This is a genomic window from Candidatus Rhabdochlamydia porcellionis (genome assembly GCF_015356815.2).
Lineage (GTDB): Bacteria > Chlamydiota > Chlamydiia > Chlamydiales > Rhabdochlamydiaceae > Rhabdochlamydia > Rhabdochlamydia porcellionis.
The window spans coordinates 1352112-1375991 of sequence record NZ_CP075585.1 but is presented as its reverse complement, the minus strand read 5'-3'; the positions used below and the strand labels follow the sequence as shown (position 1 = coordinate 1375991).

General features: G+C 34.8%; 23 protein-coding genes, 3 tRNA genes and 1 pseudogene. 15 read left to right on the top strand and 12 right to left on the bottom strand.

What is annotated here, in order from left to right; all coding sequences use genetic code 11:
• Positions 1-4: 4 nt before the first annotated feature.
• From RHAB15C_RS06525 to RHAB15C_RS06505, 5 genes are all read right to left on the bottom strand, one after another.
• Complete coding sequence (locus RHAB15C_RS06525; RefSeq protein ID WP_194845146.1) at positions 5-1297, bottom strand: glycosyltransferase family protein; 1293 nt, start codon at positions 1295-1297, stop codon at positions 5-7.
• Positions 1254-2207, bottom strand: coding sequence for an NAD-dependent epimerase/dehydratase family protein (locus tag RHAB15C_RS06520; RefSeq protein ID WP_194845147.1), 954 nt, complete (start codon positions 2205-2207; stop codon positions 1254-1256). Before RHAB15C_RS06520 ends, RHAB15C_RS06525 begins: the two co-directional genes overlap by 44 nt.
• The gene (locus RHAB15C_RS06515) at positions 2197-2919 is read right to left on the bottom strand and encodes an ABC transporter ATP-binding protein (protein ID WP_194845148.1); all 723 of its coding nucleotides are present in this window, start codon (positions 2917-2919) and stop codon (positions 2197-2199) included. Before RHAB15C_RS06515 ends, RHAB15C_RS06520 begins: the two co-directional genes overlap by 11 nt.
• A gap of 2 nt (positions 2920-2921) precedes the next feature.
• A complete protein-coding gene (locus RHAB15C_RS06510; RefSeq protein WP_194845149.1) occupies positions 2922-3713 on the bottom strand; it encodes an ABC transporter permease in 792 nt (263 codons plus the stop codon).
• 216 nt (positions 3714-3929) lie between these two features.
• Complete coding sequence (locus RHAB15C_RS06505) at positions 3930-7265, bottom strand: penicillin-binding transpeptidase domain-containing protein (protein WP_194845150.1); 3336 nt, start codon at positions 7263-7265, stop codon at positions 3930-3932.
• 146 nt (positions 7266-7411) lie between these two features.
• Between RHAB15C_RS06505 and RHAB15C_RS06500 the strand changes: the two genes are divergently transcribed.
• The 10 genes from RHAB15C_RS06500 to RHAB15C_RS06455 all read left to right on the top strand — a co-directional run bounded on the left by RHAB15C_RS06500 (position 7412) and on the right by RHAB15C_RS06455 (position 12827).
• Positions 7412-7482: transfer RNA gene (locus tag RHAB15C_RS06500), tRNA-Gly, on the top strand.
• A 78-nt stretch (positions 7483-7560) separates the two neighbouring features.
• Entirely contained in the window at positions 7561-8331 is a 771-nt protein-coding gene (gene rpsB, locus RHAB15C_RS06495) for a 30S ribosomal protein S2 (RefSeq protein ID WP_246587550.1), read from the top strand.
• A gap of 4 nt (positions 8332-8335) precedes the next feature.
• Positions 8336-9184 carry a translation elongation factor Ts gene (gene tsf / locus RHAB15C_RS06490; RefSeq protein WP_194845152.1) on the top strand — a complete coding sequence of 283 codons (849 nt, stop codon included), beginning with the start codon at positions 8336-8338 and terminating at the stop codon, positions 9182-9184.
• Positions 9184-9909 (top strand): UMP kinase, encoded by a 726-nt coding sequence (gene pyrH / locus RHAB15C_RS06485; RefSeq protein ID WP_194845153.1) that lies wholly within the window; start codon positions 9184-9186, stop codon positions 9907-9909. The genes tsf and pyrH overlap by 1 nt, the downstream gene beginning before the upstream one ends.
• The gene (gene frr / locus RHAB15C_RS06480; protein ID WP_194845154.1) at positions 9906-10460 is read left to right on the top strand and encodes a ribosome recycling factor; all 555 of its coding nucleotides are present in this window, start codon (positions 9906-9908) and stop codon (positions 10458-10460) included. Before pyrH ends, frr begins: the two co-directional genes overlap by 4 nt.
• A gap of 45 nt (positions 10461-10505) precedes the next feature.
• Positions 10506-10580: transfer RNA gene (locus RHAB15C_RS06475), tRNA-Glu, on the top strand.
• Positions 10581-10593: 13 nt separating this feature from the next.
• A tRNA-Lys gene (locus tag RHAB15C_RS06470) sits at positions 10594-10666 on the top strand.
• A 415-nt stretch (positions 10667-11081) separates the two neighbouring features.
• On the top strand, positions 11082-11534 hold the full coding sequence (locus RHAB15C_RS06465; protein WP_194845155.1) for an NUDIX hydrolase: 453 nt from the start codon (positions 11082-11084) through the stop codon (positions 11532-11534).
• A gap of 63 nt (positions 11535-11597) precedes the next feature.
• A complete protein-coding gene (locus tag RHAB15C_RS06460) occupies positions 11598-11975 on the top strand; it encodes a hypothetical protein (protein WP_194845156.1) in 378 nt (125 codons plus the stop codon).
• A gap of 108 nt (positions 11976-12083) precedes the next feature.
• Positions 12084-12827, top strand: a complete 744-nt coding sequence (locus RHAB15C_RS06455) for a sulfotransferase family protein (protein WP_194845157.1) — start codon at positions 12084-12086, stop codon at positions 12825-12827.
• A gap of 3 nt (positions 12828-12830) precedes the next feature.
• On the opposite strand, the gene RHAB15C_RS06450 is transcribed toward RHAB15C_RS06455, so the two are convergent.
• Complete coding sequence (locus tag RHAB15C_RS06450) at positions 12831-13532, bottom strand: tetratricopeptide repeat protein (RefSeq protein WP_194845158.1); 702 nt, start codon at positions 13530-13532, stop codon at positions 12831-12833.
• Between the two features lie 241 nt (positions 13533-13773).
• Between RHAB15C_RS06450 and msrA (RHAB15C_RS07275) the strand changes: the two are divergent.
• Together msrA (RHAB15C_RS07275) and msrA (RHAB15C_RS06435) are read left to right on the top strand one after the other, a co-directional pair.
• Positions 13774-14241 (top strand): annotated as a pseudogene (msrA, locus tag RHAB15C_RS07275) (peptide-methionine (S)-S-oxide reductase MsrA).
• Between the two features lie 122 nt (positions 14242-14363).
• Entirely contained in the window at positions 14364-14978 is a 615-nt protein-coding gene (gene msrA / locus RHAB15C_RS06435; RefSeq protein ID WP_198424171.1) for a peptide-methionine (S)-S-oxide reductase MsrA, read from the top strand.
• On the opposite strand, the gene RHAB15C_RS06430 is transcribed toward msrA (RHAB15C_RS06435), so the two are convergent.
• The 4 genes from RHAB15C_RS06430 to RHAB15C_RS06415 are packed head-to-tail and all read right to left on the bottom strand — an operon-like array spanning position 14953 to position 19093.
• Complete coding sequence (locus tag RHAB15C_RS06430) at positions 14953-16287, bottom strand: bifunctional cytidylyltransferase/SDR family oxidoreductase (RefSeq protein WP_194845161.1); 1335 nt, start codon at positions 16285-16287, stop codon at positions 14953-14955. The two genes, msrA (RHAB15C_RS06435) and RHAB15C_RS06430, sit on opposite strands and share 26 nt — an antisense overlap.
• Positions 16288-16290: 3 nt before the next feature.
• The gene (locus tag RHAB15C_RS06425; protein ID WP_194845162.1) at positions 16291-17352 is read right to left on the bottom strand and encodes a protein arginine kinase; all 1062 of its coding nucleotides are present in this window, start codon (positions 17350-17352) and stop codon (positions 16291-16293) included.
• On the bottom strand, positions 17339-17866 hold the full coding sequence (locus RHAB15C_RS06420; protein ID WP_194845163.1) for a UvrB/UvrC motif-containing protein: 528 nt from the start codon (positions 17864-17866) through the stop codon (positions 17339-17341). The genes RHAB15C_RS06425 and RHAB15C_RS06420 overlap by 14 nt, the downstream gene beginning before the upstream one ends.
• A 48-nt stretch (positions 17867-17914) precedes the next feature.
• Positions 17915-19093 (bottom strand): MFS transporter, encoded by a 1179-nt coding sequence (locus RHAB15C_RS06415; RefSeq protein ID WP_194845164.1) that lies wholly within the window; start codon positions 19091-19093, stop codon positions 17915-17917.
• Between the two features lie 145 nt (positions 19094-19238).
• Between RHAB15C_RS06415 and RHAB15C_RS06410 the strand changes: the two genes are divergently transcribed.
• Positions 19239-19574: a hypothetical protein gene (locus RHAB15C_RS06410; RefSeq protein ID WP_194845165.1), complete on the top strand. Its 336-nt coding sequence runs from the start codon at positions 19239-19241 to the stop codon at positions 19572-19574.
• A 27-nt stretch (positions 19575-19601) separates the two neighbouring features.
• Positions 19602-19889: a hypothetical protein gene (locus tag RHAB15C_RS06405; protein WP_194845166.1), complete on the top strand. Its 288-nt coding sequence runs from the start codon at positions 19602-19604 to the stop codon at positions 19887-19889.
• Positions 19890-19907: 18 nt separating this feature from the next.
• Here the strand turns inward: RHAB15C_RS06405 and RHAB15C_RS06400 are convergent, their stop codons facing one another.
• Positions 19908-20921 carry a CPBP family intramembrane glutamic endopeptidase gene (locus RHAB15C_RS06400; RefSeq protein WP_194845167.1) on the bottom strand — a complete coding sequence of 338 codons (1014 nt, stop codon included), beginning with the start codon at positions 20919-20921 and terminating at the stop codon, positions 19908-19910.
• Positions 20922-21687: 766 nt separating this feature from the next.
• Here RHAB15C_RS06400 and pgeF point away from each other — a divergent pair.
• Positions 21688-22452 carry a peptidoglycan editing factor PgeF gene (pgeF, locus tag RHAB15C_RS06395; protein ID WP_194845168.1) on the top strand — a complete coding sequence of 255 codons (765 nt, stop codon included), beginning with the start codon at positions 21688-21690 and terminating at the stop codon, positions 22450-22452.
• Here the strand turns inward: pgeF and RHAB15C_RS06390 are convergent.
• Entirely contained in the window at positions 22430-23488 is a 1059-nt protein-coding gene (locus RHAB15C_RS06390) for an alpha/beta hydrolase family protein (RefSeq protein WP_194845169.1), read from the bottom strand. The two genes, pgeF and RHAB15C_RS06390, sit on opposite strands and share 23 nt — an antisense overlap.
• Between the last annotated feature and the right edge of the window lie 392 nt (positions 23489-23880).

The following is a 23880-nucleotide window of genomic DNA, read 5'->3' as shown; positions in this document are numbered from 1 at the left end:
AAATTTAGGATATTGATTCGAAAAGAGAATGAGCTTTTTTATCAGAGTTTATTGTTTGTTCCGATATTTGAAATAGCTGTTTATAAAGATTTACACTTGTATTTATGTTATATTTTTTATGGTATTCCATCAAATGAGAAGAGTAATCCGTCTTTTTATAACTCATAATTGCGTTAGCAAGCTCCATAAAATTTCCTATTGTAAACATTTTAAAGCAATTAGGAGCGTATTTTGCTAATTCAAAAAAAGCTAAATTTTGGGAGAAAATTGTATTGGAATTAGTTTCTAGAGATAATGAAGCAATAGCTGAGCCGCCTTGATTCACTTCTAAATAGGGGAGTACATTAAAGTCACATGTTATTAATGCTTTTAAAAAAGATTCGTCATCTAACATTCCGCAAAATTTTACTCTATTTTGAAAATTGTGATGCTTGATTAGGCTCATCAAGGAATGCACATATTCATTGATAGATTCATTTTTTTGTATTGTATGAGGGTGTTGCCCTCCAAAGACAAGCACTTCATAATTAGAGGGCAAATAAGATAGAGCCCTGACAATTGTTTTATGTCCTTTGTATTTATTAATAAATCCAAAGATGCCTATATAGAACTTATCTTCATTAAGACCGTAAGCCTGGCAAAAGCTCTTTTTTGTTACAGTTTTAGTTAAAAGTTCAATATATTCTTGTGTATAAAAACATAATGGATGATCAAAAACAGCATGATAATCATACTTAATAGCAATTAAGTTTCTATCTCTTTGCGTATGTACAACGATAGGAATATTATTTTTTTTACACAACTTAATGATCTGATGGTAAAGCGATGCGTGGTAGTTATTGGCTAGAGTTTTTAAATAGCCAGAAAACAGTAATTTAATATTTCTTTTAAGGAGACATTTCCCTATAAAAGCAAGATTAGGAAGTTCTTGAATTGTATCATAACGATGCATCGTTAAAACGATTTTTTTACAAGATCTGGTAATTGCAGCAAATCGTTTCCAGATCAATGCGGTGCTTGAACCAAACAATCCCGCTTCAAATTGAATATTCACGTAGTCATAATTTTTAAGCTCTTTACAGATGTTTTTTATGTAGGCATTTGCGCTTTTAGAGTCTTTTTTTCTAAGAAGGTCTACATTCAAAGAAATCACTGAAACATCAAAGTGATCGGAAAAGGCTGACACTAGAGCTTTTGTATAGCTAGCATTTCCACATGCTTCATTATAGCTACTTATAATACCCAGTCTTGACTTAGCACTTTCCATTTGAATAGCCTCTAATTGCATTTTTTTCATACATTGATGTAAACCAGTCTAGGGTTTCTGATAAGCCTTTTTCCATAGAGTAAATAGGCATATAGCCTAGGTTTTTTAAATAAGTGAGGTCTATTTCGTAAAATGCCCTTCCATTAGGCATCGCAGCATTCCATACAACTTTATCTTGCATTTCAAAGTGGGCTGCTAATAGATCTACTATCTCTTTTATGGAAACTCTTCTTCCAGAGGCTACATTAATAGATCCTGTGTATCTCTTCATAATTAAAACTAAAGCTCGTGCCATATCTTTAGAATATAAGAAATCTCTTTCTGCTGAACCATCTCCCCAAATGGTTACTTGCTCATGACTTTTTTTAGCTTCATAAAATTTCCGAACTAATGAAGGAACGACATGACCAAATTTGCTGTCAAATTTATCATTTGGACCAAAAAGATTTGTAGAGATAACATATGCAAAATCAAGGCTATAGTTTTCTTGGTAAGCTAATAATTGCGCAAGCATTGCGCGTTTTGCATGGGCATAGCTATCTTCCGATTGATGAGGAGGTCCACTCCAAATGCTGCTTTCTTTTACGGGAAACTCTGTTGGCTCTGGATAAGCAGCAATTGTTCCCATTGCAATAATTTTTCTCACACCAGACAGTCTACTAGCTTCTATCACATGAGTGTTGAGTAAAGTGTTGTCAAGGAAAATGGAGCCTTTTTTTTTCGCATTTCCTCCAATACCATAGACAGCTGCTGCTGTATGAAAAACCACTTCAGGCTTGGCATTTTGGAAAAATAATTTTACTTCTTCGTAGTTTGTAAGATCGCATTGCTCTCTTGTTAGAGGGATAAGATTTGCATAGCCTTGCCTATTTAATTCTTCTATTAGTGAGGTTCCTACAAGACCTTGTGCACCTGTTATTAATATTCTGCTATCTAACATGATCTACCTCTTCATATGATATAATGGATCCTTTCTCAAGTCGGATAACTTTGTTGCAAAATTCTTTAATCATCTGATGATCGTGTGTAGAAAGCACTACAATATCCGTTTGATGGATTAGGCTTGTAATACGAGATTTGGCTTTTTCTATGAATTGGGAATCTCCAACGCTCACTACTTCATCTATTAATAGAATGTCTGAGTGAATGCTTGTGATAATGCCAAAAGCCAAGCGCACTAACATTCCAGAAGAATAACTTTTAAGGGGTATATTTAAAAATTCTCCTAGCTCTGAAAATTCTTCAATACTTGGTATGATCCGTTCTATCTCTTGTTTAGAAAGGCCTAAGAGAAGTCCGCGGAGCATAATATTTTCATAGCCAGTAAGTCCTTGATCCGTTCCTATCATAATGTCAAAAAGACAGTTAGCTTTGCCCGAAATTTTTAGACGACCTTCTGTAGGTTCATAGATTTGTGCTAGGACTTTTAAGAGGGTTGTTTTCCCTGCTCCATTATGTCCGACTAATCCTAGGCGATCTCCTGCTTTTAATTTTAAATCGATATTCTTTAATGCTTCGACTTTTATAATTCTTTCCTCTTTATTAAGCCGTCCTCCTGTTGCCAGATTAATTATACTATTTTTTAAAGAGCGAGAATTTGTTCCATAAACAGGATAAGTCAATGTCACTTTTTCTAATTCAATAGTAGTCATATTTAATCAACCCAAAATGATATACGAGATCTTACGCGTCCAAAAAAATTTAGACTAAATAATATACCAATGAAAGCTATGCTCAGATTGATTAGCCAAATACGAGCAGTAGGATTTATGCCTAAAAGAGGTTGGCGTATAAGTTCAATGAAATAAACGAAAGGATTGAACTTTACTATGGAAGAATCTTGTCCTAGTAATTTAGGCATCCATGTAATAGGGGTAATAAAAAAAAGGATCTGTATGCAACTATTAATGATTTGTGTCATATCTCGATAACGCGTGCTAATTAAAGCTACGAGCAGGCATATCCAATATAGGTTAATAGTTAGTAGAAGCATCCCAGGAACCCCCCATAAAATATTCCATCCAGGGTTGATTTTAAAAAACCACATAACCAGACAATAAACTAGTAAATTATGAGCTAAAATAATCAGATTTCTACTTAAAAATTTCAAAACGTATAAACTGTATGGTAATTGTATTTGTTTAATATATCCACTATTAGATCTAAATAGATCTGTTGATTCATTAATATTGTTAGAAATAAAAGACCACAATAAAAAACCTGTTGTAAAAAAAGGAATATAATCAGCTAAGCGTTGATTGAACAATTGACTAAAAATTTTTCCCATAGCAACAATGAAGATTAGCATGCTGATGCTAATCCACCAGGGACCAAGAACAGAGCGTCGATAACGTTGTTTGACTTCTAATAACCCTAGATGAAGCCAGACGTTGTATTGAAGGCTAGCTTTTTTCAAATCTAACATGGCTATATCTAAATACTTCATTTGCACTTCTCTTAAAATTTTACAACTTGAAAATGTTTAAACGAAATTTGCCATTAAGTTGAATATAAAGGCTAGGGCTTATTATAAGCTCTTTTTCATAAAATTTAAGTTATGCTATATTAAATAATCTGCAAAAGTCAATAGAGAAAAAGAAAATGCGTAGTATACACAGCTTTTTACTGCTGGTTCTGTGAATCAAGAGAAAAGATGAACTAGTTATTTGGAAAGAGGCGATTCTGTTTGTGTAAAATTTTGTGCACAGCCATGATTTTTCTGAATCTCTCGCCATTTTTTAATTATTTCTGCAGCGATAGGAGCAGCTTCCTTGCCTCCGGATTTACTAAATGGCAAATATACTATAACGACAAGCTCTGCTCTATCTCTCATCTTTTGCTGTTTTGGAAGAAAAGAGATGCCTGCGAACCAACTATGGTCTACTTTAAAAGCGGAGGTTTCTGCATCGATGGTGGATTTATAGAGAATTTCTGCTGTGCCGGTTTTCCCGATAAGCTGCCCTCCTTGCAACTCTAAGTAGTTTTTTTTCCATTCAGGATGACGATTAAGGCAGCGAATGATAGAGGGTCTAGCATTACCTTTTTCTCCGTTAACTACTTTATACATCCCTTCAAAAAGCATGTTTCGTACTGGGTCTGGTAATGGAAGTTGTTGTTTGACACATGTGCTATTCGTCCAAATATGCGGTTTTTGTTCTTCTTTTAAGCAAGAAGTAAATAGGGGAAAATGAATACCAATCAGCTTTAAATGTTCTTGGAAGGGAAATTGTTGGGAAGAAAAAGGATCGCTATATTCACGCAAGCGTTCTTGTCCTGCTATTAATTGCACGATTTTTGGTTTGAGAACGCAGCCTTTATTAGCGATTGCAGAAAGCATGATAGCTGTTTGTAAGGGAGTTACTGTTAAAGAGTGCTGTCCAATTGCAAAGGCATACAACCCTGTGCGATTGAATGAAAGATCATTGGGTAGTTGCCCAGCAAATTCTCCTGGTAGCTCAATTCCTGTTTTCTCTCCAAATAGAAAATTTTTTGACGTCTGAATAAGAGTTTCTGGATCTTGAATATGTTCGCTTGCTAGTAGAGAAAAATAAATGTTACTTGAGCTTTCAATTGCTCTTAATAAATCTGTTTTTCCTATATTAGGGTTACTACTGCGTGCAAGCCTGCCTTGTTTATATAGACGAGTAATAGGCAGACCTTCTTGTGTGTAACCTAGGATCTGTTCATTACTATTGGGATTGGCGTGCCACTGAATTTGATCGGTTAAAGTAAGTGGATTTAGATCTTTGTTTTGTTCTAAACGCTCGAGTAAAGTTTGATAGGCGACGAGTAGTTTGAATACCGAGCCAAGTGGAGTTGCTTGGCGGTATGCATAAGATTTCCCATACCCATATCCATTAGTAGGATAAAAAGCTGCGGCTAAGTGTTTTTCTAGCTGCTGTTTGTTACTTGTCCTAAGGCCTCTATAGCGCCCCAGTAGAGGGCGATTGAGCTCATGAAAACTACGCATTGTTTTTAAAAATTCAAATTGCAGAGCAAGTGGTAAAGAAGAAAGAGCTTTTTTGAACTCCTCTCTACATTTCTGAATAAGGGGATTCTTTTCTCCCTCTTTGATTGTGCGCTCTAAGTAGGGAATTAAATGAACCTCTGTTGTTTCTATGGACTCAAGAATTAAACTTTGAAAAAGGAAAAGTCGGTTTTTTTCCCAAAAGGTAGTAAAAAGATTTTTTTCTGCTAGGTCTAAGTATTCGGTATAAGGTTTTGCCCACTTTTTTTGAATCCTTTCCTCTTGTCTTTTTTGTTTCAGAAAACTAGCAAAGTGTTGCTCACGCCAAACAGAAAAATCTAATTCATGAAACCATTGTTTAGTTTGTGGTAACAAAAATCGTTGCATTTGAGAACAGAGCTGGTTCAGTGTGTAATAATCAGAGACCTTTAGATGGCCAATTGCTTGTAATAATTTAGGAGAAAAGGCTTCTTCATTGACCAATAGACGACATAAATCTAGAAGGAGAAGTTTATCATCATTGTGTTTTATCTCTGCTAAAAAAGAATCTAATGTTGTTTTAAGCTGCTGTAGAAGGAGGGTTTTTTGGATTTTTATTTTCGTATCAAGTGGAAACCTAGAAGATCTATGAGGAATTGTGTTATATAATGTTGCAAATAGATGAGGATAACTTGTTTGTTGCGATAACTCTAATAGTTGTTTAGCTGTTTTTTGAAGAGTACATGCTGCATGTAAACTATCAACTCGATTAAAACAATTTTTAATTTCGCTTTTGGGAGCTAGAATTGCATCTAAATAGTGATCAAGACACAGATGTAATTTCTCTTGATAAAACCGACTGGTGAGAGGATCTATTCTTTCTCTTTCAAGAGCTTGACAACCGTCCCATATATCGGCGATTAAACTTTCATTTTCTAACCATTTTAAAACAGCAGGTGATCCGCTAACAAAATCATTGGGATCAAATCTAGGATAAGAAGCAAAAGCCAAAAGCTCTCCTGTATTTGGTTCAATAGCTACGATTGCCCCTCCTTTAATCCACGGATGTTGCAGTGTGATTTCCTCTGTTAAATCGCGTTCTTTTTCATAAGTTGTTAATAAGCCTTCTGCAAATTGTTGTAACTCTTGAGAAATCGTTAATATAATTCTTTGCCCTGGGGTAGCTTCTCTACCATTAGGAAGAGAGCGTAATAGATTTCCTTTAGTATCAACTTCATAAGTTTTTTCTCCAATATAACCCCTTAGTTCGGCATCATATAAAGCTTCTATTCCTGTTTTGCCTATTAAATCGTTAATCGTATACGCTTTTTCCTGAAGAATTTGCAATCGCTCTCGAACTTGCAAAGGATTAGTAAATCCTTTAGGAAGGATACAAATTTCATTCGATTCTCTTAAAAAGAGATACTCTTTTAAATATTTTAATTCTTCCGCTATGTTATAATATTCTTTTTGGTTAATTGCGCTCATATAGCCAATGACATCGCAAGCGGTTTTGCCATGGGGATAAAACCTCTTCGATCTTTTTTCTGCATAAATGCCGGCCCAGTCTTTTTCTAAAAGTTTAAGTCGGTAATATTCTTGTTCTGAAATATTTCTTTTAATAACGAATGGAGTATGAGGAAAAAGCGAAGCTTTGCCATGAATAATATCTTCAATTTGCAAGGCATCCATTTGCAGTTCTTTTGCTAAAAGTAAAGAAAGTTCTTTAATAAATGACAGTCGTTTATACACACGAACTAATTTGCCTTCTTTGTTTTTCTCCCATTTAAGACGAGGAATTTGGCGAATATCGGCATAGCGAACAGAGGCATAGTATTGGATTTTATTGGCTGCTAAAGGAATATTAAACCGATCTCGAATCGTACCACGCTCAACTCTTTCAATGACAAGTTTTTGTTTAGGTTTGAGTGCCTCTAATTTTTTTTCCTCATGCTGAATAATAGCTAAGTACCAGACCCTAATGAGGATCAGAAATAAAGATAAAATAATTATATTTAAAACACGGTTTACTTTTTCCGGTATTGTATACATAAAAATTACTCTAGCCCTTATACTAGCTTAAAGATACTTAAATTTTAAGACTTGTCGCAAAGAATAAGGATGCATTTTTTTATGATCTTCAACTTTTAGTTGAAAAAAAAAAGACTTCTAGGGAGAATTATAGCCGTAAACTTTAAGCGCCTGTAGTTCAATGGTAGAACAGTAGCCTTCCAAGCTACTTGTGTCAGTTCGATTCTGATCAGGCGCTTTTCTTATTTTTAATTTAAATTTTAACCAAGACTGAAATTCTTTTAAAAGAATGCCGTCGTCACATAAGGGACAAAGCTTGGAACAGCAAGAACAATATAAAGAAGTTACTATTAAAACACTTCTAGAAAGTGGCGCTCATTTTGGGCACCAGAGACATCGTTGGAATCCGAAGATGAAGAGATTTATCTTCGAAGAGAGAAACGGAATCTATATCATAGACCTTTCTAAAACACTACAACAGATCCGCAATGCGACTCAAGTTGTCATGAATACGGTAAGCAAACGCAAATCTATTTTGTTTGTAGGCACAAAAAAGCAAGCTAAAAACCTTGTTCGTGAATGTGCAAAGCAGTGTGAAGAGTTTTATGTTTGTGAGCGTTGGCTAGGTGGAACACTAACCAATTTAACAACAATCCGTCAATCTATTAAGAAACTAGAGCGCATTGAGAAGAAAATCGCACTTAATGCAGATGATCTAACCAAAAAAGAACTTTCTCTATTGACAAAGGATCAGATTAAGTTGGATCGAAATTTCTCGGGAGTCCGCTCTATGAGAAAACCTCCTGGATTATTAATCGTAGTAGATCCAAGTCGTGAACATATTGCAGTAGCAGAAGCTAAAAAATTAGGCGTTCCTGTGATGGCTTTAGTGGATACAAACTGTAACCCAGACCCAATTGATTATATTATTGCATGTAACGATGATGCTTTAAAAAGCATTAAACTCATTTTAGAAGCGTTAACACAAGCTATTTTGCAACGTAAACAAGAATTAAAACTCACTACAGCTAAAGAAGATTTAGAAGAAGGGATTTCTTCTAAAGAAGAGCAAGAAGGAGCTAAGTAATCTTATGAGTAAAGTAGCTGCTGAATTGGTAAAGCAATTGCGCGATCGTACAGGTGTAAGCATGAGCAAGTGCAAAGAAGCGCTTGAAAGCTCCAATAGCGATATGGATAAATCTATTGAATTCTTGCGTAAAGCGGGCATGACTTCTGCTATCAAAAAAGAAGGTCGTGATGCAAACGAGGGCTTAATTGAAATTGATGAAGAAGAAAATGCTTTGGTTTTGGTTGAAGTAAACGCTGAAACGGATTTTGTTGCGCAAAATGCAAAGTTTAAGCAATTCGCTCAAGAATTAATACATCAAGCGATTCAAACAAAACCAGCTTCTGTAGTAGAGCTTATGCAGTTATCTTATGCAAAAGATCCTTCGATTACTCTAGATCAATATAGATCTTTAATAGTGCAGAGCTTAGGAGAAAATATTCAAGTAAAACGTCTGTTGATTATTCCTAAGTCCTCAGATGTTTCCATAGGATTCTATAGCCATATGGGAGGGAAGATTGTTTCTGTAGTTGTGCTTACAGGAGGAAAAGGACATGAGAGTTTAGCTCGTGATATTGCTATGCACGTAGCGGCAGAAGCCCCTGAATATTTATCGCCTGAAGAAGTGCCGTCTGAAGTTAAAGCAAAGGAAGAAGAAATAGCGCGCAGTCAAGTGCAAAATAAGCCTCCTCACATTATTGATAAAATTGTCGAAGGGAAATTGGAAGCATATTATATGGAGATGTGTTTAACTCGTCAAAAGTATGTTAAGGACAGTTCCATGACAATTGCTATGTTGCTCGATAAAGAGAGCAAAGCATTAAAGCATCCTGTAGAAATTCAAGCATTTTATCGCTGGAAAGTAGGAAGCTAATGCATAGACCCGCTTACAAAAGAGTTCTGCTTAAATTATCAGGAGAAGCTCTGATGGGTGGGCAAACTTTTGGTGTTGAACCGGCAGCATCCTCCCAGATTGCACAAATGATTAAACAAGCTTGTAATCTCAAAGTGCAATTGGGAATTGTAATCGGCGGAGGCAACATATTCCGAGGAGTTCAAGCTAAAGCCTTTAGTTTTGAAAGAACTCCAGCTGATCACATTGGAATGTTATCTACTACAATCAATGGACTGGTCTTGCAACAATCTTTAAAGAGTGTCGGCATTGATACTCATGTTATGAGTGCTCTTAATACAGATGTTATCGTTGAAAAGTATAATTGGAAACAAGCTTTGGCTTATTTAGAGAGCGGCATACCAGTCATTTTTGTTGGTGGAACAGGCAATCCTTATTTCACTACAGATTCTGCAGCTGCCTTGCGCGCTATTGAAATGAATGCAGAGATTTTGCTTAAAGCCACAAAAGTTGATGGGATTTATGACTGCGATCCAAAAAAGAATACTAAAGCCAAAAAATTCAATCGATTAACTTATTCAGAAGTTTTGGCAAAAAACTTAGAAGTAATGGATTCTACAGCAATTGCATTATGTTCTGAAAATAAAATCCCTATTTGCGTATTTGATTTATTCGACCCAACCGCCCTACTACATATTGTGTGTGGCGAATCTTTAGGTACATTAGTAACAGGAGACAAGCCATGAATATAGTTAAGCAGACGGAATCAAAAATGAAAACCTCATTAGAACACTTTAAAGATGACTTAAAAAGTCTGCGTTCTAATCGTGCAAATCCTGCTATACTAGATAGTGTTTTTGTGGAAGCCTATGGCTCAAAAATGCGCATCAAAGAATTAGCTTCTATTACGACTCCAGAAAGTAGACAAATCTTGATTTCTCCTTTTGATCCACAAATGCTGCAATCTATTGCAAAAGGAATTGAAAAAGATCATACCTTGAATTTAAGGCCTGTTATAGAAGGAAGTCAGATTCGAATGAATATTCCTCCTATGGATGGATCAATGCGTGAGAAACTTGCCAAACAGGTTGATGCAAAAACCGAAGAGCAAAAGATTGCTATTCGTGGCTTTAGACAAAGCGGAAATGAATCTATTCGTAAGCAAAAAGCAGAAGGATTGATTACTGAGGATATGATGAAAAAAGATGAGAAAGAAATACAAAAGCTGACTGATACTTTCTGCAAAGAGATCGAAAATATTGCTAAAGCTAAAAAGCAAGAGTTAATGACAGTTTAGTATTGCAAGAAATGAATGCGGTTAGTACAATGACTGCTTTTCTAAGGCCCCATCGTCTAGCCCGGTCTAGGACATCAGGTTTTCATCCTGGTAACAGGGGTTCGAATCCCCTTGGGGTCAACTGTTTTATTTTGAGACTTTAGCTCAGCTGGTAGAGCATCTCACTTTTAATGAGAGGGTCGTTGGTTCAAATCCAACAAGTCTCAAATCTTTAACAAATTTAGAGCCACTTTATTCTGCTCCAACAAGTTTTTTCTTATTTCATGTAACTTTGGGGTCCGAAATCTATGTTAGCTAGCATATGACTGAAAATGACAGAGGAAATGTAAAGAATGGTTGCAAACAAGCCAATCTTTATACCCTCAGATTACTCAAGCTATTTTCTTAAGCCCTCATTCCTCTTTTATAGCTCGTCATTGGTTATTATCCATGATTTGAAAAGAATAGATAGCAACCTTTATCTAGCTTTAGAAAGCTTAAAAAAAACCCCATTGTATCCATACATTAATTGCTTTACACTACACGCCAATAGTGATCGAACGAAGTTAGTTAAGGCAATTTCTAGCATCTTTATTCAAAACATAATAGCCTTAAGCTTTGATCGTTTTAAGGAAAATAGATATGTATATTTCAACTTCCCCGCCTGAAAATTTTCTTCCCTCTGTTGAAGCAGTTGCTTGTTTTTGTTATTGGCAAGAACGTTTTCTTTTCCTTTTACGTCAGCCAAATAAGTTGCAAGGAAATACTTGGTGCTTGCCTGGAGGTAAGGTAGAACAAGAAGAACCTTTGCGCAAAGCAATTTATCGAGAAGTATACGAAGAAGTAGGAATTACGCTCATAAAGGAACATAGTTTCTTTTGGAAAAGCTTATTTGTTCGCGTTCCTCATATGGAATATACGTTGCATCTTTTTCATACAGATCTTAATCAAAAAAAATTTTGTATTAACTTAAATCTAACCGAGCATAGTAAATATCGTTGGTTATCTCTATCAGAAGCTAAGAAACTTCCTTTAATTGAAACTGGTCAAGAGCTTATAGCGATGTTTGAAAAAGATTTTAAAAAAAGTTGCTGATTGTTTCATAAACATATTGTTTTTATGCTTAAATTCCTTAGTATTTTCCTAATTGGTGGCTCTATGGCTTTTGCTTTTTTGCAAGAAGAATCCACCGATGTTTTGCTAGTTGCAGAATATGTTGAAGAGATTATGTCATCTATTGATGAGACGGTAGAAGAAATCGTATCTATCCCTTCTTACCAACAGACATTTGAAAATACCATAAAACCATGTACTGTTTTAATAGAAGATCTATTTCATGCCTTTGTGTTACTTTATATTTTAAGAGAAGAAAGAACCTTACAAACAGCAGTTGATTGGGAACTAAAAAAATTAAATAGCTTTCTCAAGACAGAGATTTTTGATAATCCTAAATTTCAGCAGTCTTTACTTATCTATTTAGCAACTATGTTAGATCAGAGAGGGGCTTTAAATGCTTATAGAAGATGTTTAAGCTAATCTAGCAGCAGAATCAAAATATATGTATTAATTTTTTTTATACTGATAGTATTTGTTAGTCTCATCATTGGGGACAGAAAACAGAAACTTCTTAAAAAGGTTATTTTTATGATGAAGCGAATATTGATTCTTTTAAGTTCTTTTTTTTTAACAAATTGTTATGCAGATTTTCCATTTGATGTAGCGGTTCTAACTGTGCCAAAATCTGGCACTCATCTTTTAGAAAAGGCAGCTAGTTTAATCACTAAGCAAGAGGTTAATTGGGGAAAAACTTATTTGATGAATGAAAAATTCGTTCTTTTTAATCATTTGTGGCCACAGATGAATGCAACAATACATAATCCAAATATTTTAAAAATTATTTTATTTAGAGATCCAAGAGATATGCTTATTTCACAAATGCTTTCGATGAAAAAAGGAAGAGGAGGATGGCCAGGCTTACCTAAAAATCAAATAGATGTATTTCGGTCTATGTCAGAGTATGAGAAGATCAATTTTCTTATAGATTCACCAGTAGGGATGTTTTATTATTCCAAACTTTGCTCTGAATTACTTAATAAACCTAATGTTATAGCTTTTCGTTTTGAAGATTTAGTTGGGCCAGAGGGAGGTGGTTGCCGATTACGGCAAGAAAAGGCTTTGAGAAAACTGGCTTTAATCCTTGGATATGCAATAGGCACAAATGAAATTACAAAAATTGCATTACAGCTATTTGGTAACACAAAAACATTTCGAAAAGGACAAATTGGCTCTTGGAAGCAGTATTTTAGCGATGAGCATAAAAGTCTATTTAAAGAAAAGATGGGAGAGTATCTCATTCATCTAGGATATGAAGAAGATGATCAATGGTAGATTCTATTTAGATCTTTGTAGGGTAGGAAGTTTATCGAATATCTTCCATTTTTCGTTCCACTCTTGCCATTTAGTGGCAAGAGGTTGAATGCAACCTCTCCATAAACCTCCTGCATTACAACACTTGATTGCTTTATTTGTTAGTCGATTTACTAATGCATTCAAAACAAACCGAGCAGCTGGGTGAGATTTATCAATAAGAATCCTGGCGTATCTAGCGGTGTTATTTGCTTTTTCTATACAAGCTTCTACAGAAATACGTTCTGGTTCAGGAGTGTCAGAGATTAAAAGCTTTACATAAGAACAAAGTTCTACCGAATGCTGTTTTTCTGAGCATCTAGTGCATTTATGAGCGTCTAGGAACTCTTCTATAGAATTTACAACTGTATAGAACTTATCTAATTGATCGATATTAGCATAAACAATAGCCAATCCGAAAAGAGAACGAAAATGTAGAGTGGGATTATTTTCTATATCTTGTGAAAGTTGATAACCAACTTCTAAATCATTTAATGCAAGATCGTAGCTCTGACATAACAGATAACTCTCTGCGCGATTAATATAACAATCTGCTGAGCCAAGATCAGCAATTTGTGCTGTTTCAAAATCAAGAACCTCTTGAACTGAGTTAAAATTAGTTTGAGCATAGCTCAGTTGCCATAGGGTCGATAAAAAAAAGATCAAGAAACATTTTAGAATCTTCATAAAAAGAGCTTCTTTTTTTAAAAGAATGCGTTTTCTTCTGTAGAGTAACACTGCAAAATTTTTTAGATCAATATCAAAGAATCAGTTATAAAATTTTATGTATTTTTAAAAAATTCAAATGAATAACATAACTAGAAAAATACAAAAGAAGGTTGTTATGTCAAAAAAGAAAATGCATTGAGTCTGGAGAATTTTAAGTTTTGTTTTTTTCTGTTGTTTATTTCCCGTCCATGGGCAGGAAATGGTAGAAGAAAGTCTCGAAATAGCAATTTTTGCTGGAGGTTGTTTTTGGCACGTGCAACATAATTTTAATCAGATTGGTGGAGTAGTATCGACAAAGGCAGGATATACAGGTGGAGATAAATTAGATCCTTGTTATGAAGAGGTTTGCTCTAAAGAAACAGAACATTTTGAAGCGGTACAAGTAGTGTATAATCCGTAAAGAGTTAGTTATGAAGATCTTTTAGATGCTTATTGGGAAATGATTGATCCGACAAGGGATGACGGACAGTTTGAAGATACTGGACCTCAATATAGACCTGTTATTTTTTACCATAATTTGAGCCAAAAACAGGCTGCTGAGAGATCAAAGCAAGCGCTTATTCAGTCAAAGAAATTCCCGCAGGTTTTGGTACAAATCTTGCCAGAGATTGTTTTTTATGTAGCAGAGAAATACCATCAAAATTATCTGGAACAATGCGAATCTTAGAAGTAGAGAGTTCCTTTTTTTTGGTGCATTTATACGCCAAATTAAAATAGTTCATAAAATGTTATATATGTTTTTAAAGAAAAAGCCATACTTTAGCCTAGAGAATCTACATGGGGTGATGTATGCCAAAAATGAAAATGCGCTGGATTTGGAGAATTTTAATTTTTACTCTTTTCTGTTATTTACTTCCCATTTATGGGCAAGAAACAAGTAAGAAGCTCGAAATAGCAACTTTTGCTGGAGGTTGTTTTTGGTGTGTGCAACATGATTTTAATCAAATTGATGGAGTAGTGTCCACAACGGTAGGCTATACAGGTGGGCATAAATTAGATCCTACTTATAGAGAAATCTCTTCTGGGACCACAGGTCATCTAGAAGCGGTGCAAGTGGTTTATAATCTACAAAGAATTAGTTATGAAGATCTTTTAAATATCTATTGGAGAATGGTTGATCCTACAAGAGATGATGGGCAATTCTGTGACTTTGGACCTCAATATAGGCCTGTTATTTTTTACCATGATTTAAGTCAAAAACAAGCTGCTGAGAGATCAAAACAAGCGCTTATTCAGTCAAAACGGTTCCCTCAAGTTTTGGTGCAAATTTTGCCAGAGGTCACTTTTTATGCAGCAGAGGAGTATCATCAAAATTACTCTAGAACACATCCTGTACGCTATAAACTCTATCTTTATAGGTGCGGAAGAGATAAAAAGCTTAAAGCTTTTTGGGATACGACTTAAACTTCACCTCAATAAGGCTACCTGTAATATAGGATTTAAGACAGTTAAGAGTGGTTTCTGCTACTTCTTCTGTAGAAAGTAGAGTAGAAGGATCTTCTCTAGGGAATTCTCGATAACGCATAGCTGTGGCGGTTCTTTGTGGAGCAATCGCATTGACATAAAGATGAGAGTATTCTTCTGCTAGTCCTTGTGTGAAATTAACAATAGCAGCTTTACAACTGGCATAAATGGTATAGTTCTTTCTGCCACGAGAATAACTGGAAGAAGCCATATTGAGAATATGGCCTTGCGGTTTTATTTGAGCACATTTGCAACAGAAGAGCACGCTGGTTAAATTAGCTGCAATGATTTCTTGAATTTCTTGTTCTGAGAGGCGTATAAAAGGTTTTTTTATTAAAAATCCGATACTATTAATTAATCCATCCACTGGACCGAACTTATTAAAAATATCTGCAAATACTTTTTCTACATCACCATGGCAACATAAATTAGCAGGATAGCTTTTAGAAGATCGAGATATATCGATTGCTTCCGCACCTTCTTTTTCTAAGCTTTTAATAATTGCCTGTCCGATCCCTCCAGATCCTCCTGTAATAATATAACGCTTATTCTTTAATGTTTTTAAGCTGGGCTTTGCATCAGAATGCTGTAAACGAAAAATCTGATCTGCTAAAAATAAGTCTAACTCTGTTGTGATTTTAATATTGTACTCACTTCCTTCTGTAATAAAAACTCGATGATCTTTAGCAAGCACAAGGGAGCAATCGTCAGAACTATTTTTTTGGATAGCATTTAAGTGAGCTTCTAAAATAAGAGCATAGGAAAAACTCTGTGGGGTTTGTCCTCGTAGGTATTGATTACGAGAGGGGATTGTATGAATTTGTTTTAAATCCATTGTGTGAACAAGGGTGTCACTAGAGGGAATGCAAGTATCAACAGCTTTATGTAAACGAGCAAGAGAAATATTTTTTTGTAAAATTTCTTCGCTGACAAAAGGTCTGACTGCATCGTGAATCACCACAATTTCCGTATGAGAAGGACAAGCTAATAATCCTTTCAAAGAAGATGCCTGGCGATTTGATCCTCCAGCAACTACATAAACCTGATCCTTAAAAGAATTCTCTTTTTGGACTTGTTTGATATATTCAGGTACACAAACCAGAATAATACGAGAAAAAAGTTGAGTGTTTAAAAATTTATCTAAGGTGTGTTGATAGATCTTTTTCCCAGATAAACGATGAAATTGTTTTGGGATTTGGCTACCGAATCTAGTTCCAGATCCAGCCATGAGAAGAATTGCTACAATCATGGTTTAAATGCTCAAGTCGATTCCTTGTAGCTGTTTATGTAAGAATTCTGCGCGTTTTCTAGCACTTTCTTGAGGATCTAGAAGGCCTGTATTACAAATATAAGTCAGGTGAGCGCGTCTACATGTAAATAATAGATCATTAATTGTTTTTTCAGAAACTCCTTTAACCCAATTGAGTTCTAAACCAAGTTTAATTAAGCTTAAAGCATTTAGCGCTTCTTTTTCTTGTAGTTGGTAAGAATGTAAAAGAAGACCATAAGCACGACTTATCTGATCTTTAATTTCTGGATTACCTTTTTCTTTTAAATGGGTACGTAATGTCTTTTCCAAAGCCATAAAATTCATAATTGTCGTATGTAAAGAATAGAGAATTGTTTCCTCATTTATGCCTAATGTATAGACATTGCTTAAAATAATAAGATCGCCAATTAGCTCTTCTAATGTACCCGACATACCTATAGCATATATATTTTCTTGTTGGCTTTTAGTTAGTAGTTCTTGTAGTTGTCCGCAGTGAATAATAGCGGGTAGATGCAAGTAAGCGTGTACTTTAAGGGCTGTTCCTGAATATTGGGGATAAGAAGTTAAGAAACCAAATTTATGGGAAAAAGAAAAATCAAAAACTTTACTTAAATCCGTCTCTATTTGATTGAGCCGATTCCAGGTTGTTTCCCATTCTCCTTGGTAATCAACACAACAAATATGTAAATGATCTTCTTTATTAATTTGAGCAAAGAACAACTCATTCTCATCAAGAACAAACCCTTGATGAGAATGAGTATTAGCTAGATTTTCTAAACATAAAAAATGTTCAAATAAAAATTCCTTGTCAAGAGTAGAAAGTTGGGTGTTTTTTAATGCAATAGACTTAGGCAAACAAGAAGATAGACCATTACATAAGATGCTATAAACCCTTTCAAATTCACTATCAAGCATTTTTGCAGGGAAATGATAGCTAGCTAGATTACGACTTAGAGAAAAACAAGTAGCAGGCCAAATGGTATTTGTTTGATTTTCCCAAGGAGTGTGAGAAAGAAGAGTATTTGGTAAGTTAGATTTTTCCATCAGAGCTGTTTTTTCCAAGTAGGGCATTAATTTGATCGCGAAGCCATGCGGCTTGTTCGTAATTTTCTTTTTTCAAAGCGTCGTTTAATGCCTCATTTAAAACAACAAGGCGGTTAGAAGAGGGGATTTTAGCTGATTTATTAGGAGATTTTCCTAAGTGCAGAGGTTGGTTTTTACGATTTTTGACTACTTTTAGCAGTTGTAAAGGAATTTTTCCCATAGAAGTTAATTCTGTAATTAAGATATCTGCAAAAACAGCATAACATTCGCTACATCCTAGAGGATTTCCCATTTTGATAGATTCTAAGGTGGTGCGGCAGTTCCCACAACACATTCCAGTTTCTGCATGGCTTTCATGAAAGGCTGTCTTACTTGAATAACCGTGTAATTTTTGTTCTAAAATAGGGCAAGTAGCACACATCTCATTACACGTAATCGAAGTATCGAGTATTTCTTTATAGGTTACAGCAATAGGTTTTTTGCAGTGACTACATTCAATAGGTCTTTCAGCCATCTAAGATTTAAATTCCTTTTTTTTAGATTCTAGGTAAGTTAGGTAAAGCTAGTCAACTATTGTTTTTGCTGTCGATCCTTGCGGCGTTATAAGTACTAGAAAGAAAGCAACAACCATTAAAGAACTCATAATGTATAAGGTGGAAATAATGGGTTGAATGGAAACCGTTTTGGAAATCAATCCAGCCCAAGTGGGTCCTAAATTTGCAATACACCAGGCAGAACCCATTAATAAGGCAGAAATAGTACTTGGATGTTCAGATAAACATTGGTTTGCCCATGATACAGCTAAAGGATTCATTGTTCCAATCATTCCGCCTAAGCAAGTGAGAAATATAACTGTTTTCCAAGGAGGAATAGAAGTTTGCAGTAAGAAACTGTAAAATAAAAATAGCGCACTTATGGTTACAGTTAGTAGTACATATTTGTAATTGTATCTATCACATAGATAACCTGTAATAATCATACAGACAGCTCCTCCTAATATAAAACAAAAATGTGCTCCTCCTTGACATAGCCAAATATGACATTCTTTTGTTTGCATAAGATCAGGGAGTAAAAAGATAAAAGCTGCTGATAGTGTTACATTAGCAATTTGGATTAAATATAAAGGCAGTAATAGCCTCTTGTGTTGTAAGAAAAGCTGGAGAGCTTGCTTAATAGAAAAAGGAGTTGTTTCTGTTTGTGCATCTAAAGGATAAAAAAGTAAGAGAACCAATAAAATCAGAACAGGGATGTAAAAAATCAGTGCATGACCATTAAAAAATGCAATCGTTTTTGTAAAGGTAAGTTGAGAAATAGCAAGGCCAATTGCTCCTGAAGAAGAGAATAAAAGAATATAACGTCCTTTATGGTTTTCTGATAATTTGCTTGCAAAACCAACTGCAGCAGGATGAAAAGAAGAAGAGCCAAGCATCATCAAAAAAAGTAGACAAAAAGAAAAAAATAAGTGCTCAGTAAAGGTCATCCATAGAATAGACGAAGCAAGTCCAAGTCCTAACATCATGATTACCTTGCGATGCCCTCGATCAGATATATAGCCAAAGCCGAGTTGAAGAGATTCTCCCATAAATCCACTTATACCTGCAAGAATACCCGCTTTAGCCAAATCAATATGAAATAGCGTTTTATAGATAGGCCAAATACCCGTAAAGAAATCAAGAATTAAATGACTACACCATAAGAGGCATAAACTTCTACACAAAGTAGGTTTAAAGCGGTAATTCATAAGCTCAAAAACCCTGTTTTTTGCAGCATAAAATAGGATTGCAATATTCTTCTATAGCTAATTCATAATAGACAAAAAATAACTGGATCTATAGGTTTTATTTATTTAAAGATAAGAATTAATAAAACAAAAAGTGGGGATTGTCATGGAAAGACAGAAGATTTTAATTTTAATAACTAGTTTAGTGGCGTCTTATTTTTCGCTTGAAGCTGCTTCTCAGCAAGAGACGCTTCTTACAAGATTAGATGCTAAAGGCCAAGATATCCATATACAAGAACTAGCAAAAAAACAAGAAGCAGAAAGACAAAAACAATACCAAGTTGAAAAAGTAGAACAGCAAAGAATTGCTACTCAAGAAGAACGCAAGTCTGATCGATTAAAAAAGCAAGAAATACAAGAGCAAATAAAGTTGGTCCGTAATCTAGAAACAGATGAAGATGATTTTATGGTTGATTCTACCGTTTCCGAAGAAGAAAATTAATGAGTAAAACTCAAAATAAGGATGATCATGAAAAAACAAATGTTATTTCTTTTAGCAGCTAGCATGATGGCAGCTTATTCTCCTTTATGTGCTGAATCATCTCTTGTCGAAAAAGCAATTGAAGTACCTGAACTATCTATTGATGAAAAAGTATTTGTTGCGAAATTAAGCAATGAAAATCGTAGGATATTTATTCATTTAGAAAAAGAACAGAGAGAATCTATAATTACTGCAGTAAAGAATGGATTAGATCCTGATAAAGCTGTTCAGCATTTGATGGAGCCAATGAGTGTAGATAAGGAACTGAGTAAATAAATCCTAAAATAGCCTGGTTTAAAATCCAGGCTGTATTGCAAAAGGATAGCTGAAGAATAAGAAATGAAATGTATTAAAGCCAAAATGACAGAAAATACTGGCTTCAATTGCTTGAGTCCAACGATAAATCACCCCATAGAAAAGACTTGCACAGAAAGTAAGGGCTATTGCAACGAAATTGGGAGACCACCCAATGTGTAGAAGAGCAAATAAAATGGAAGTAATGATAATGCTGCAACCGGTGCCTAATGGCTTTGATCCAAATGCTTGATCTAATTCTTGTTGAAAAAATCCACGAAAAAATGCCTCTTCTGGAATAGAGACAAAAATCAAATTCTGAATAATCCAAATTAAAAAAACAGATGGTATTTTAGGATCAAAGGTAATGGCTTTTAAGTAATAAGAAATAGCCGCTAAACTAATGATCATGAGTGCTAATACTAGTATAATTTTTTTTATCAACTCCCAAAATTTTTCCTTAGATTCGATTAAAGGTAATAGATAAGCAAGTACAAAAAGGCCAATAAACGGCTTATCAAAATTTAACCATAAGGTTAATGGATAAGAGCTTTTGCTAATCATCAAATCAGAGACAATTTTCCAATTAGCAAAACCTGGTAAGAAATGCATAAGTAAAGAGATGGAAATAAAAACAGCAGTACCAAACAGTAAAAAGCGAATAGAAAGATTAGTCGTTTTTTTTAAAGCGTATTGGCAAATACCTAATAGAATAATAGAAAATAAAGATGCAGTTGTTGCTATATGCGTGTATAAAGCTAAAAAATAGGCAATGAATAAAAAAATAGCCCAAAGCCACTTCTTACAAATCCATACACTCATCAAGCTTACACCTAGAGTAAAAAAGCATAAGGTGAAAAGGGGGTTTTCTTTAAATATCTCGTAACTAAAAGAACTGATTTGCATAATGCTCCTTGAGCTATTAAGAACTTTTTCAATCCCACCAGCTATTAGAAGAGCACTCTTTTGGCCGACCTCTATTTCTATTAAATATTCTAAGGCTGTTAGCAGCATATCTTCTATGAGAACTTTATTTTATAGAAAGTTTTTTTATTTCCCAGTTTCAAAAGAGTTCTGACAACTTCAGTATTGAGTTTAATTAATTAAGAATAGGAAAGATAAGACAAAAAAGCAGTACAAAAAAAAACCTCTTCATGTTGTACAAGTTTCATTTGTAAAAAAAACAGTAGCAAAAAGAGGCCAAAAATGGGAAACTTGTCGAGTTATGCTGCTCTATAGATGATTTTTGGAAGGATTTTAACATACAATGGAAGAGACATTTAATTACCAAAGATAAAGTCTTAAGAGGTCCTAAAGGGAAAATGTCTGCTCCTGGAGTGATGACAATATCTATTTTATTTCACTAATCAAACTACAAGAATTTCAAATGCTTCTATTGCAGCTATGTAGTGGCTCATCTCCGAAAGATGATTCCTATGCATTATAATATAAGTGTGTATTGTTTCCTAATTAAAATAGGAACACGCTTAACAACTCATTATCCATTTGCAAAGAATTTACTTCTTTAGCTCTTTCTTCTAGCTTTTGCTGAGATAAGGTAGTTAAGATGTCTGATAAGGAAAGTTTAGGGCTAGTTGTTTGCCAGAAAACTCAAAACTGAGGTTTTTAGCCCATTTGTTCTTAGACAAGGACAACTTAAGTTAAACAATTATAGAAATGATCGTTCAAGAAAAGACAGATCAGCAAAATGATTGCAATATCAATTTCATCTTTTTAAAAAGCAAAATCTGGTAGAATCAACTGGTTTTAGAGGATTTATATGTTACGTAAAAAATCAGGTGAGATCGAATGGTTAGAATTTGAGCTTTTACAAGAGATTCCTCATCTTAAAGCGGGAGTTCTTTTAAGGCATGGAGGAATCAGCCAAGGCCCTTATGCGTCGCTTAATTTGGGAGCGAGTACGGGCGATCTTGCAGAACATGTAGCTTATCATCGCAAGCAAGTACAGCAACTGTTTAATTTTAAAGAAATAGTGACAGGGAACCAAGTGCATGAAGTTCATGCTGAATGGATACAAGCGTTTAAACAGGATGTAGGAAATTGTGATATTTTACTAACTGATTTGTCTGAGATCGGTTTATTAATTACTCACGCAGATTGTCAAGCTGCAATTTTTTATGATCCCTTACGAAAGGCAATAGCTAATACACATGCAGGTTGGAGAGGAAATGTGGGTAATGTGTATCGTGAAACAGTAAGAGCTATGCATAAAGCTTTTGGCTCTAATCCTGCTGATTTACTTGTTTGCATTTCACCAAGCCTTGGACCAAAACATGCAGAGTTTAAAGAGTATAAGAAAGAATTTCCACCTGATTTCTGGAAATACCAAGTAACGCCGTTTCATTTTGATCTATGGGCTATTGCTAAAGATCAATTGGAGGAAGCAGGTGTGCTACCTTCTCATATTGAGATTGCAAGCATGTGCACATATTGCAATGCAGAAGATTTTTATTCCTATCGCCGAGATCAAATAACAGGAAGAAATGGGACAATCGTTGGCTTTACTGAGAAGGCATTTGATTAAAAAATAGAACAGCTTCTTTAGCAAGGCTTTCTTGGATTTTTTTGCGATCGACTCCTTGAGGGTCTTCATAAAATCTAGGATGTAAAAATCGCCGACCAACACTTGTGGCTCTGTTAAGAAAAGTATAATGATTAGCATTTCCTTTAAGAATTTTGAGTGATGCTCGATTCATTATTTTAGCAAACCACTTTGCATTCTGTTCTGTTGGTGCAATTTCATCTTGTTCTGACGCTACGATATAAAATGGAGGTTGAATATTTTTTAAACTTTTTTCTGTAAACATCCACCCTAAAGCAGGGGCCATTACAAAAAAAGCAGAGATGCGTTGATCATGGAAAGATTGGAATACTTGCTTAAAATCCGTTTCCTTTAGTTTATCTAAAGAAACAGCCTCTCCTAGCTGTTGGTTACAGATTTGTTGAAATGCGCTTTGCTCAATTTCCTTTACACAAGCCCCAGCTATCCATAAACCTGTAGTTGCACCTAATGAATATCCACTAAATCCAATACGACTTTGGTCGATACGGTCTTGAAATAAACTGTTATGTAAAATTTGATCGATAACAAAAGAGACATCTTTAGGTCTTTCCCAAGTTTTAATGTAGAATTCTGGAATTTTATTATTCCAAGTATTGCCATAATGATCCATAGAAGCTACAATATACCCATTAGCGGCTAATGTTTCAGCAAGCCATGCAATATTAAAACGATCTCCACCATGGCCGTGCGAGAGAACAACCATAGGGTAGGTTTCCTTTTGGTTGCTTAACGCAGCATCTCTTGCTTCTCCACAACGTACCCACATACCTAAAGGGTTAATAGACGGTGTTTCTGGATCAATAGGATACCATATTTCTGTAACAACAGGGCGCTTGCGCTCTACATCGTAAAAATGCAAGGTAGTAATCCCCGTTTTTTGAGGATGAAGGATAACCTTAGTAAAATATTGGCTTAAGTATATTTTTTGACTTAAAGGCCACAGCACAAGCAGAAAAGCTGCTAGATAAAGAATCCAGTTAGTTTTCTTTTTACGCATTTTCAAGTAGAACCTGTTTTTTTACATAGCATCTATTTTTTTCTGATAAGAAATTTTTTACTAAAAGGGAAGTTTTTTTATTTTTACAAAAGCATATCTTATAGGAAATAATCTTGGCATAAAATTCTTTGCTGAGCTGATTTCTTTGTTATTGATCAAGTTTAACTTTGTCTTTTCATTTTGGCCATCGTTGCTATGCGCCTACTATAATGATTTTTTAAAAAACTTGTTCGATAGCACGCTTGAGGCAACTTCCATATGTTCATTCCAGATTCGAAAATACGAATAAACGTTATGCCATTTTTTAGAGAATCTCTAGAGAATAGCGCAGTATTCTTCATCGGGTCTATTGTTCTAAGAATGTGTCTTTATTTTATCCTAAACAAAATATT

What these genes read in the sequence shown, in the direction of transcription:
- RHAB15C_RS06525 (WP_194845146.1), bottom strand. Translation starts at nt 1,297, where the DNA reads ATGAAAAAAATGCAATTAGAGGCTATTCAAATGGAAAGTGCTAAGTCA.
- RHAB15C_RS06520 (WP_194845147.1), bottom strand. Translation starts at nt 2,207, where the DNA reads ATGTTAGATAGCAGAATATTAATAACAGGTGCACAAGGTCTTGTAGGA.
- RHAB15C_RS06515 (WP_194845148.1), bottom strand. Translation starts at nt 2,919, where the DNA reads ATGACTACTATTGAATTAGAAAAAGTGACATTGACTTATCCTGTTTAT.
- RHAB15C_RS06510 (WP_194845149.1), bottom strand. Translation starts at nt 3,713, where the DNA reads ATGAAGTATTTAGATATAGCCATGTTAGATTTGAAAAAAGCTAGCCTT.
- RHAB15C_RS06505 (WP_194845150.1), bottom strand. Translation starts at nt 7,265, where the DNA reads ATGTATACAATACCGGAAAAAGTAAACCGTGTTTTAAATATAATTATT.
- tsf (WP_194845152.1), top strand. Translation starts at nt 8,336, where the DNA reads ATGAGTAAAGTAGCTGCTGAATTGGTAAAGCAATTGCGCGATCGTACA.
- pyrH (WP_194845153.1), top strand. Translation starts at nt 9,184, where the DNA reads ATGCATAGACCCGCTTACAAAAGAGTTCTGCTTAAATTATCAGGAGAA.
- frr (WP_194845154.1), top strand. Translation starts at nt 9,906, where the DNA reads ATGAATATAGTTAAGCAGACGGAATCAAAAATGAAAACCTCATTAGAA.
- RHAB15C_RS06465 (WP_194845155.1), top strand. Translation starts at nt 11,082, where the DNA reads ATGTATATTTCAACTTCCCCGCCTGAAAATTTTCTTCCCTCTGTTGAA.
- RHAB15C_RS06460 (WP_194845156.1), top strand. Translation starts at nt 11,598, where the DNA reads ATGGCTTTTGCTTTTTTGCAAGAAGAATCCACCGATGTTTTGCTAGTT.
- RHAB15C_RS06455 (WP_194845157.1), top strand. Translation starts at nt 12,084, where the DNA reads ATGATGAAGCGAATATTGATTCTTTTAAGTTCTTTTTTTTTAACAAAT.
- RHAB15C_RS06450 (WP_194845158.1), bottom strand. Translation starts at nt 13,532, where the DNA reads ATGAAGATTCTAAAATGTTTCTTGATCTTTTTTTTATCGACCCTATGG.
- msrA (WP_198424171.1), top strand. Translation starts at nt 14,364, where the DNA reads ATGCCAAAAATGAAAATGCGCTGGATTTGGAGAATTTTAATTTTTACT.
- RHAB15C_RS06430 (WP_194845161.1), bottom strand. Translation starts at nt 16,287, where the DNA reads ATGATTGTAGCAATTCTTCTCATGGCTGGATCTGGAACTAGATTCGGT.
- RHAB15C_RS06425 (WP_194845162.1), bottom strand. Translation starts at nt 17,352, where the DNA reads ATGGAAAAATCTAACTTACCAAATACTCTTCTTTCTCACACTCCTTGG.
- RHAB15C_RS06420 (WP_194845163.1), bottom strand. Translation starts at nt 17,866, where the DNA reads ATGGCTGAAAGACCTATTGAATGTAGTCACTGCAAAAAACCTATTGCT.
- RHAB15C_RS06415 (WP_194845164.1), bottom strand. Translation starts at nt 19,093, where the DNA reads ATGAATTACCGCTTTAAACCTACTTTGTGTAGAAGTTTATGCCTCTTA.
- RHAB15C_RS06410 (WP_194845165.1), top strand. Translation starts at nt 19,239, where the DNA reads ATGGAAAGACAGAAGATTTTAATTTTAATAACTAGTTTAGTGGCGTCT.
- RHAB15C_RS06405 (WP_194845166.1), top strand. Translation starts at nt 19,602, where the DNA reads ATGAAAAAACAAATGTTATTTCTTTTAGCAGCTAGCATGATGGCAGCT.
- RHAB15C_RS06400 (WP_194845167.1), bottom strand. Translation starts at nt 20,921, where the DNA reads ATGCTGCTAACAGCCTTAGAATATTTAATAGAAATAGAGGTCGGCCAA.
- pgeF (WP_194845168.1), top strand. Translation starts at nt 21,688, where the DNA reads ATGTTACGTAAAAAATCAGGTGAGATCGAATGGTTAGAATTTGAGCTT.
- RHAB15C_RS06390 (WP_194845169.1), bottom strand. Translation starts at nt 23,488, where the DNA reads ATGCGTAAAAAGAAAACTAACTGGATTCTTTATCTAGCAGCTTTTCTG.